The organism is uncultured Shimia sp., from assembly GCF_913054185.1.
Taxonomy (GTDB): domain Bacteria; phylum Pseudomonadota; class Alphaproteobacteria; order Rhodobacterales; family Rhodobacteraceae; genus Shimia.
The window spans coordinates 24400-30737 of sequence record NZ_CAJXIV010000043.1 but is presented as its reverse complement, the minus strand read 5'-3'; the positions used below and the strand labels follow the sequence as shown (position 1 = coordinate 30737).

The window sequence follows — 6338 nt, the reverse complement described above, 5'->3', positions numbered from 1 at the left end:
GCGCTGCTTTCCGGGTTGCCCCCTTTCCATGAATACCGATTGAACCCATCAAATGTGCCACGCGTGCTTAGCGTGATGGTCCCGCCTTTCGGCGCATTGGGGTTCACATAAGCAAAATGCGGAAAGTCCGCCGGATACGCGAGATCGCCAAAAAACGAATAGCCATGCGAGCGGAGGATTTCATCTTCATTGGCCCAGGCCATCCCGCCGCCAAGTCCGGCGCCAATCGACAACGCGCTGCCGCCCATCAATCGCAACGCCCCGCGGCGATCAAACATTGGCCCGGCAATTTTGAATGTCTTTTCTTTCATCTGGCCCCTCCTGCGCCTGCGCGCGTGTCAGCGGAATTCTTACCTTTCAAGCTAAAGGCGGTGGGCAACAACATTCAAGTTCGGAATGTATCAACAGGCCGTGATTCCACGCGACATGGGCAAATTATTGCTTTCATTCATACTTTCTACGCCCTTCGCCTTCTCCCTGCGCACACAAGCCAACGCCAAAAGCGCCGAAAAACCGGCGCAGGATCACGTTTTGAATAGGAGGGTGGGTGGGTGAGAGGCTGGACAACGACCCAAGCGGGTCTCGTTACGGCTGCTTCCTTCCGGATCTGACCGGGTTGGCGAGGCGCTCGCCCGCGCCAACCTCTCAAGAGGCGATATAGGCCGAACGGATCGAAGATGCAAGGCAACCCTCTCAAATCCCGCACACCTTTTTAGAGCCGCGCCATGTCCAACTCGTAGCGCACAAACCCACCATCAACGGCGCCAAGTGACCGGAGCGGCAAGCCGGCAATACCCAACACCGCAGCGGACCCCGGACCAGTGTCAAACATCGCTGTCACATCGGGCATCTGACGCAAATGCCAGGTGTCCAATTTGGCGTCTCGCTCTCCTGAGTACTCCGCGATGTGCTGCGCCAACACATCGCGCACCCGTGCAGGCGCAATCTCCACAACTCGTCCCCGGCCGGCCCCCGGGAAGTTGCCACCACCGCCCCCGCGATAATCATTGGTGACCAGAAGGAATTCCTGCTCCGGCGCAATCTGCACGCCGCGCCAACAAATGTTGCTCACCCGCCGCGCCTGAGGGTTGATCAGACTGCCATCCACCGCATAGCGGGCGGGTTCGGACAGGTCGACGGCATACGACAGCCCGTAAATTGCCTCTCGATTGTAGGTCGGCGTGTCTCTGTCATGCAGGAACTGACCAGTCTCCCCAGCGAAAAGTTGATTGTAAACTGCGCAGCCCTTTTCCAACCATTCGACCACATCGCGGCCTCGGGTTTGCACCACATTCACATGATTGGAATAGGGCTGCATATCTGCAATTACCCGCGCAGACACAGCCCCGGGCGACACATCAACGTAGTGAAAGGCGCCAGCCCGTCCCCCACATTTCAAGGGTGCAACCGACGCAATCAGCGGCAGTCTCTCCAGACCAGTTCCAACCAGTTCCCGCCGCGCAAACGCCAGTTTTGCTTCCGCCACCAGACGCGAGGCGCAATCACCTTTGACCATCGAAAAATAGCTGGTCACTGGCTCCACAACCCTACCGATGGTGCGGCGCATATGCGTCACTGTGCGGTTATGGGCGGCCTCTACCGCTGACACCACCACCGACGCTTCGACCGGAGCGGTGCCACTGCCTTCGCGCAGATCATGGACCTGCACGTGATGACCCTCAACCTGCCAGGCTCCATCAGTACACCGCAGCGCAAGATCAATCTGCCCCACATGAGTGGCATGAACCCCCGGCATCACCGCCGGTTTCCCGTGCAACGTGCCCACATCTGGATCAATGACGTCAGAATGACCAAAACTAGGCGACGGAAACACCCGATGCACATGCCCAGCGACAATGGCGTCGACACCGTCCAATCCGGCCACAGCCACGGCGACATTCTCAGTTTCCTCAGAATGGGCCACGTCTCGGATCCCGCTGTGGGCCAAGGCCACGACCAAATCCGCCCCCTGCCGACGCAACTCGGACACTTGGCGACGCGCCGCCGAAACCATTTCTTCCGCCACCAGCCGACCGGCAATACGCAGCGCATCCCAAGCCACCACCTGCGGCGGCAATACGGAAAACAAACCAACGCGCAGGTCATAACGCCTGCCGTTTTCATCCTCTGCGGCCACATTCAACACCACATTGGGCTGCCACAGGTCGGCGTATACCGACGCATCGTGATCTTTGCTCAAATGTAAATTTGCGCACAACACAGGCGCCTTCAGCGCCAACAACGCGGCCCGCACATCCTCCGCAGGCATATTAAACTCGTGATTGCCCAGCCCAATGGCATCAAAACGCAGTGCATTCAAAGCTTGAACAACCGGATTTTCCTCCCCGGCGCCAGCCCCCCCCTCATAGGGGTCGGCTATGGCCGCACCTTCAAGGAAATCTCCATTGTCCACCAACAGAGTCGCCAGCACATCTTGACGCGCCGCCTCAATCACCGTGGCCGCGCGCGCCAAAGACCCCAGCGTCGTTGCACTGTCCTTGCTGTAATCGTAGTCCAAAAGTGTCGCATGCACATCGCTGGTCGCCATGACGCGCAGAGCAACACGCGCTCCTTCAGACCCTTTCAGGCGTGTGTGGGACACAACAGTTCCTTAGTTTCTTCCGGCACCTAGGGGGACAAAATACGAGTCACCAAAGCCAAATGGCACATCCTAGTCAGCCCAGTGTGCGCACTTTTAGAATGATTGCAAATCACAAACTCACGCAAAGGCCGCCTACCGTCTCGCCAGTGCAGCCCTCCCCTTCAATCAGATGTGATTGCAGCCCACCGCGCAACATGTCACCTCTGTGCCAACAGGAGACCCACATGAGACACGCCGAAACTGTTACTTTTGGAGGCTCCGCCCTCAACCGCGCCGCCGAACTGCGCGGCGACGACGCCAACGCTCGCGTCACTCTCCCAAACAGCCACAGCATCGTCTTGTGGCGCGGCAAACCGCTGTTTTGCGGCGAAAACTGCGCCCAGCTGGTTTACCTCCCAACCAACCACCCACTCCTGCAAAAGGCAAAAGACCCGCCGGTTCCACCTGTTTTTCTGGGGCTAGCAGAAGATGGCAAGGCGCTTTACGCACATGACATTTCTGCCTGGACACCAGAGGAGTTGGACGAATCCAAACTCCAACAGTTTTTTGACCCAACGCAACAACATCACCCTGCGTTGCCCGCCGATCACCTCTTTGTTGAGCTACGTGGCGTCATGGCACAACTCTCCCCGCGCGACGCAGAGCTTGCCGCCACAGCGCGCTCCATATTTGGCTGGCACCGCTCCCACCGGTTCTGCTCCAACTGCGGCGCGGAGAGCCGCATGGCGCAATCTGGCTGGCAACGTGACTGCCCAGCCTGCAACACCTCCCACTTTCCGCGCACCGATCCCGTTGTGATCATGCTTATCACCAGAGGTAACAACGTCCTCATGGGGCGCTCTCCCGGCTGGCCTGAAGGTATGTACTCGCTGCTGGCTGGCTTTGTTGAGCCTGGCGAAACACTTGAGGCCGCTGTCCGCCGTGAGGTGGTTGAGGAGGCTGGCATCCGCGTCGGAGAGGTGTCCTATCTGTCCAGCCAGCCATGGCCTTTTCCATCATCCTTGATGTTTGGCTGCGCGGGCGAAGCGCTCAACGATGACATCACAGTTGACCCGCATGAGATCGAAGACGCGCTCTGGATCAGCCGCGAAGACATGCTGACTGTGTTCTCCGGCCAACACCCAACCATGAAACCGTCTCGCAAAGGCGCTATCGCACACTTCCTGCTGCGGAACTGGCTTGCGGACAGGCTCGATTGACGCGACTATGGCCGCAAAATAGCAGTCAAACACAGAGGCACCATGGAACTCACCGGCAGAGAAGACGTAGACGTCCCCATCGCGCAGGCCTTTGACATGCTGACCGATGTCGAAGTGTACGAACGCTCCGCCTTGCGCCGTGGCGCCGAAGTCACGCGTATCGATTCTCTCGCCCGTCCCGGTGTGGGCGCAAAATGGGAAATCGGCTTCCAATTCCGTGGCAAAGCACGGGAATTGGATCTGGAGGTCACCGGCTTTGACGCGCCCAACGAAGTTGAGATGAAGGCCACTCTGCAAGGCCTGGAAACCGACATCAAAATCGAACTGGTCGCCCTGTCCCGCACCCGCACCCGCATCCAGTTTTGGTCGGGTATGCGCGCCAACAGCCTCTCTGCACGGCTTTTGTTGCAGTCGCTCAAACTGGCCCGCAGCTCGATGAATAAACGCATGGCCAAACGCATGGCAACACTGCGCGACGACTTGGAAGACCGCTACTCCCGCATGGCGTAAGCCACGCTTCAGACTTGCAAAAACAAAGGCGCCACACTGGGCGCCTTTGTTGTGTTCGATCTGGCTCCGACTACCGAACCGCGTCGCGTTCCGCCGGATACACACCCAGAATCGACACGTTGTTGGTGAAGTAGCGCAGCTCATCCATGGCCAGTTGCACAGAGCGGTCCTCTGGATGACCTTCAATATCCGCGTAAAATTGTGTCGCAGTGAAGCTGCCGTTAACCATGTAGCTTTCCAGCTTGGTCATGTTGATGCCATTGGTCGCAAACCCGCCCATCGCCTTATACAGCGCCGCCGGAATGTTGCGCACTTCAAACACAAAAGTGGTCATCATCTTATGATCGGTGCGGCGGCTGTAATCCGGCTCGCGCGACATAATCAAAAAGCGGGTGGTGTTGTGGCCGTGGTCTTCCACATCCCGTGCCAGCACATCCAACCCGTAAATCTCCGCCGCCAACTCAGAGGCCAACACCCCTTCGTTGCGCAGTTTGCTTTCCGCCAATTCCCGTGCTGCCCCCGCACTGTCAGCGGCCGAATAGGCCTTCATACCGTGCGACTTCAGAAATTTGGCCGACTGCGGCAACAGCACCAAATGCGCCCGCACCGTGTCGATGTCGTCCAGCGGAACGCCGGGAAGCCCCATCAGGCTGATCCGCACCCGCACAAAGGCTTCATCAATGATGTGCAATCCGCTTTCAGGCAGCAGACGGTGAATATCGGCCACACGCCCATAGGTGGAATTCTCAATTGGCAACATCGCAAGATCCGCCTGACCCGTTTTCATCGCATCGATGACTTCCTCAAAAGTGCGACACGGCATCGCCTCCATCTCTGGCCGCGCCTTGCGGCACGCTTCATGGGAGTAAGCCCCTGCTTCCCCCTGAAAGGCGATACGATTGGTCAATTGGTCCATTATGTCCTCATTTCCCCGGTTTCTGCGCAATTTTTGTACCGAGGGCGTTTCGTCGCGGTAACTATACCTTGCGTTCGCTTAGGGGAAGCGGATAGATACCCGACAAACGCCACGAGACGGAAACGTAGCATGTTCGACACGATGACAATGACCAAGGTAGTGGGCGCCCTTTGCGGGGCGCTGCTGGTATTCCTGCTGGGCGGCTGGGCCGCTGAAACCCTGTATCACACCGGCCCCAAAGGCCACGGCGACGATCACGCCCAACAAGCCTATGTGATTGAAGTAGAAGGCGGCGATGACGCTGGTGCCGCAGCGGAGGAAGGTCCTTCTCTGGAAGAACTGCTCGCGGCTGCCGACGTTGACAAAGGCGCCAAAGTCTTCAGCAAATGTAAAGCCTGCCACAAAATTGACGATGGAGCGAACGGCACCGGTCCTCACCTCTACGGTGTAGTGGATCGTGCTGTGGATTCGGTTCCCGGCTTCAACTACTCCGGTGCTCTGGAAGCGGTTGCTGATACGTGGTCCCCCGAAAACCTGGATCACTTCCTGGCCAACCCAAAAGGGTTTGCCCCAGGGACCAAGATGTCCTTCTCCGGCCTGAAAAAGGCCACAGACCGCGCCAACTTGATTGCCTATCTGACAACCATCGGCGGCTAAGTCTTACCGACATGAAAATCAAAAAAGACCGCAGTCTAGGCTGCGGTCTTTTTCTTTTTGAATGGCAAAAGTTGTCCGTTACCCAAAGCCCTGCAAACACCGCCATGTCATTCTTCGCAACGCGATCCAAAATGTCCTTGTACGGCTTGTGCTCTGGGCTGTCATAATACGCCAGTGCCGCCTCTTTGCTCGGAAACTCCACCAAAATCACTTTGCCCTCAGGCAGCGCGCCCTCTTTCACAGTGATGTCTTCGGTCACTGCAAGCGGACGCCCGCCAAAATCCAACAACACTTGATGCGCGCCGGGCAAATAGTCCTTTGCGTGGGCTTCGGCGTCTTCAACCCGCAAAAACGTAAGCATGTAAGCTGGCATGATCTGTTCCTTTCCAGTTATCTGTCAGTCTCACAAGCAATGTGTTATCTAGGATCAAAATGGCAACTAGGCACCCTGAGG

Annotated in this window: 5 protein-coding genes, 1 other RNA gene and 2 pseudogenes; 3 read left to right on the top strand and 5 right to left on the bottom strand. The window is 57.7% G+C overall.

Annotated features, from left to right (window positions below; translation table 11 throughout):
- The 3 genes and pseudogenes from QZ517_RS10765 to QZ517_RS10755 form a co-directional block, all read right to left on the bottom strand.
- Positions 1-248 (bottom strand): annotated as a pseudogene (locus QZ517_RS10765) (ABC transporter substrate-binding protein); the annotation flags it as partial.
- Between the two features lie 301 nt (positions 249-549).
- An RNA gene (gene ffs / locus QZ517_RS10760) (signal recognition particle sRNA small type) lies at positions 550-648 on the bottom strand.
- A 64-nt stretch (positions 649-712) separates the two neighbouring features.
- Positions 713-2602 (bottom strand): bifunctional 2',3'-cyclic-nucleotide 2'-phosphodiesterase/3'-nucleotidase, encoded by a 1890-nt coding sequence (locus QZ517_RS10755; RefSeq protein ID WP_294226473.1) that lies wholly within the window; start codon positions 2600-2602, stop codon positions 713-715.
- Positions 2603-2826: 224 nt separating this feature from the next.
- On the opposite strand from QZ517_RS10755, the gene nudC reads away from it, so the two are divergent.
- Together nudC and QZ517_RS10745 are read left to right on the top strand one after the other, a co-directional pair.
- Positions 2827-3801 (top strand): NAD(+) diphosphatase, encoded by a 975-nt coding sequence (nudC, locus tag QZ517_RS10750; protein WP_294226471.1) that lies wholly within the window; start codon positions 2827-2829, stop codon positions 3799-3801.
- Between the two features lie 42 nt (positions 3802-3843).
- Positions 3844-4311 (top strand): SRPBCC family protein, encoded by a 468-nt coding sequence (locus QZ517_RS10745; protein ID WP_294226469.1) that lies wholly within the window; start codon positions 3844-3846, stop codon positions 4309-4311.
- A gap of 70 nt (positions 4312-4381) precedes the next feature.
- Here the strand turns inward: QZ517_RS10745 and QZ517_RS10740 are convergent, their stop codons facing one another.
- A complete protein-coding gene (locus tag QZ517_RS10740) occupies positions 4382-5218 on the bottom strand; it encodes a prephenate dehydratase (protein WP_294226478.1) in 837 nt (278 codons plus the stop codon).
- 138 nt (positions 5219-5356) lie between these two features.
- Between QZ517_RS10740 and QZ517_RS10735 the strand changes: the two genes are divergently transcribed.
- Complete coding sequence (locus QZ517_RS10735; RefSeq protein WP_294226468.1) at positions 5357-5884, top strand: cytochrome c family protein; 528 nt, start codon at positions 5357-5359, stop codon at positions 5882-5884.
- Positions 5885-5984: 100 nt separating this feature from the next.
- On the opposite strand, the pseudogene QZ517_RS20075 reads toward QZ517_RS10735, so the two are convergent.
- A pseudogene (locus QZ517_RS20075) lies at positions 5985-6245 on the bottom strand (DUF1330 domain-containing protein); the annotation flags it as partial.
- Positions 6246-6338: the final 93 nt, after the last annotated feature.